4 protein-coding genes are annotated in these 2753 nt (G+C 75.7%); all 4 read left to right on the top strand.

Annotation, left to right across the window (positions count from 1 at the left end; translation table 11 throughout):
• A partial coding sequence (locus tag ABD308_RS39395; RefSeq protein WP_344345948.1) for an amidohydrolase family protein occupies positions 1-230 on the top strand: 230 nt, incomplete at its 5' end.
• 61 nt (positions 231-291) lie between these two features.
• Complete coding sequence (locus ABD308_RS39390) at positions 292-1185, top strand: SDR family NAD(P)-dependent oxidoreductase (protein WP_344345946.1); 894 nt, start codon at positions 292-294, stop codon at positions 1183-1185.
• Between the two features lie 82 nt (positions 1186-1267).
• Positions 1268-1648 carry a SchA/CurD-like domain-containing protein gene (locus tag ABD308_RS39385; protein WP_344345944.1) on the top strand — a complete coding sequence of 127 codons (381 nt, stop codon included), beginning with the start codon at positions 1268-1270 and terminating at the stop codon, positions 1646-1648.
• A gap of 1 nt (position 1649) precedes the next feature.
• Entirely contained in the window at positions 1650-2522 is an 873-nt protein-coding gene (locus tag ABD308_RS39380) for an LLM class flavin-dependent oxidoreductase (RefSeq protein ID WP_344345942.1), read from the top strand.
• Positions 2523-2753: the final 231 nt, after the last annotated feature.

Genomic DNA, 2753 nt, shown 5'->3' with positions numbered 1-2753 from the left:
TGTACGTCGACACGGCGACCCCGAGCACGCGTGCCGTGGCCGCCGCCGTCGACGCCTTCGGGGCCGGCAACGTCATGTTCGGCACCGACTCCCCGCCGATGAGCGCGCCCCTGGACGCCTCGCTGGCCCGACTGAACGGCCTCGGCCTGGACCCCGCCACCGTCGCGCGAATCCGGCACGGCAACGCCGCCGGGCTGTACGGCCTGCCCGCCGCGGCCGACGCGGCCTGAGAATTTCTGACGCTACGTCAGGACAACCGCATTCACCGACCCGCGACAGGGAGGTGCTGCCATGACGGCAGCCGCACCGACCCCACCGCCCGGCCCGCCCCAGGGCCTCGGCGGACCACCGCCCGGCGCCGGCGGCCCGCCCGGCGCCCCCGCGCCGCCCCGCCCCGCACCCGAACGCGTCCCCGCCGAACGGGAGTTCACCGGCAGCCGGGTCCTGCTGGTCGGCGGCTACGGCAGCATCGGCGCCGCCGTCGCCGAGGACCTCGCCGCACAGGGCGCCAAGGTCGCCGTCGCCGGACGCTCGCTGAAGAAGGCCGAGGAGACCGCCGAACGGCTCGCCCCGCTGGCCGCCCACGGCGGCACCGTCACGCCGCACGCCGTGGACGTCGCCGACCGCGCCGGCGTCGAGCGGCTGGTGGACGCGGTGGCGGCCGACTGGGGCGGCGTCGACGTCCTGGTGAACTGCGCCAGCGCGCTGGTCACCGTCGGCGCCGAGACCATCTCCGAGGAGGACTGGCGCACCATCGTCGACACCAACCTGCTGGGCGCCTTCTGGCTCTCCCAGTCGGTCGGCCGGGCGATGATCGCGGCCGGCGGCGGCCGGATCGTCCACCTCTCCTCGGTGCGCGGCAAGTTCGGCGCCCGGCGCGGCTTCAGCGCGTACGGCGCCAGCAAGGCCGGCCTGGACCTGCTGGTCAAGCAGCTGGCCGCCGAATGGGGCCGGCACGGGATCGCGGTGAACGCGGTCGCCCCCGGCTTCGTGCGCACCGAGTTCGTCCAGGAGAACGCCGGGAACCCCGAGTTCATGCGGATGGTGCTCGGCCGGATCCCGCTGGGCCGCACCGCCGAGCTGCACGAGGTGGCGGACGCCGTCACCTTCCTCGCCTCGCCGCGGGCCGGCTTCATCACCGGCCAGGTGCTGTACGTGGACGGCGGCGTCACCGCCAGCCAGTGACCGCGCCCGCCCCCGGCCCCCGCACCCAGCGATTCACCCACCGACGGGCCGAGCCCGGCCCCGAACCGTCAGGAGACGACCCATGAGCACGTGGCACGCGCTGTACTACCCGCTGCTGCCGGGCAGCGAGGACACCGTCAAGGAACTGTTCCGCAAGAGCGGACGCCCGGACTTCGACGTCAGGACGCCCGACGGCACCGTGGTCGGCAAGCTCCTCGGCACCCAGGCCTTCGTCGGCAGGGAACTGGCCGTCCGGGTGATCGAGATCGAGGGCCCGCTGCCGCTGGTGGCCGCGCACATGAGCCAGCAGCCCGCCGTCCGCGACTTCGAGCGGGAGCTGGAGAAGCACCTCGCCGTTCCGCGCGACATGACCAGCCGGGAGGGCGCGCAGGCCTTCTTCCGGCTGGCCTCGATGGAGAACGTGCTCTCCCGCCGCCACGACCAGCCGATCGAGGGTGAATGAGATGAAGGTCGGAATCGGACTGCCGACCTCGCTGGCCGGCGCGGCCGGCGCCGACGTGGTCGCCTGGGCCCGGCTCGCCGAGCAGGCCGGGTTCTCCACCCTCGGCACCATCGACCGTCTGGTGCACACCAGTTGGGAGCCGCTCACCACGCTGGCCGCGGCCGCCGCGGTGACGGAGCGGATCGGCCTGGCGACCAGCATCCTCATCTCGCCGCTGCGCACCAACACCGCGCTGCTGGCCAAGCAGGCGGCCACCGTGGACCGGCTCTCCGGCGGGCGGCTGACCCTCGGCCTGGCGGTCGGCTCGCGTCAGGACGACTTCGAGGTCGGCCAGGTCGAGAAGACCGGCCGGGGCGCCCGGACCGGCACCCAGGTGGTCGAGCTGCGGCGGCACTGGGCCGACGCGCAGTCCGGCCGGGAGCCGGCGGTCGGCCCGGCCCCGGTCCGGCCGGACGGCCCCGAGCTGATCCTGGGCGGGCACTCGCCGGCCGCGCTGCGGCGGGCGGCCCGGCTGGCGGACGGCTGGATCGGCGGCGGCACCGGGCCGGTGATGTTCGCCCAGGGCGCGCAGGCGCTGCGCGAGCAGTGGGCCGCCGAGGGCCGGACGGGGGCGCCGCGGCTGGTGGCGCTGGCGTACTTCGCGCTCGGTGAGGACGCCGGCAAGCAGACCGAGGGCTACCTGCGGTCGTACTACCGGGACGCCGGGCCGTTCGTCGACCACATCCTGCGCGGCGCGGCCGACAACCCGGGCAAGCTGCGCGGACTGGTCGGCAGGTACACCGAGGCGGGCTGCGACGAGCTGCTGCTGATGCCGTGCGCCGGAGACCTCGCCCAGGTCACGGCGGCGGCCGGGGTCCTGGGGCTCCAGGGCTGATCACGGGGGAAGGGGCGGCCGGCGAGCCGTCCGCCCCTTCCGTTACTCGCCCGCTCGCCTCCGGGGCGCTCCAACCCGGCGCCGACGGTCGGCGGGCACGGCGCCACCTCCTCCGTCGGCGGCTTGGCCCTTCTCCCTTTCGGCACCAGCGCGCCCCTTCGGCTCGGGGCGGGGTGGCCTTCGGCCCGTGCCGAGGCGGGCGGCTCGTGCCGGGGCCGTCCGTGCCGGGGC

Source organism: Kitasatospora putterlickiae, from assembly GCF_039527695.1.
Lineage (GTDB): Bacteria > Actinomycetota > Actinomycetes > Streptomycetales > Streptomycetaceae > Kitasatospora > Kitasatospora putterlickiae.
The sequence above is the reverse complement of the archived record's forward strand: the minus strand, read 5'-3'. Positions and strand labels throughout refer to the sequence as shown.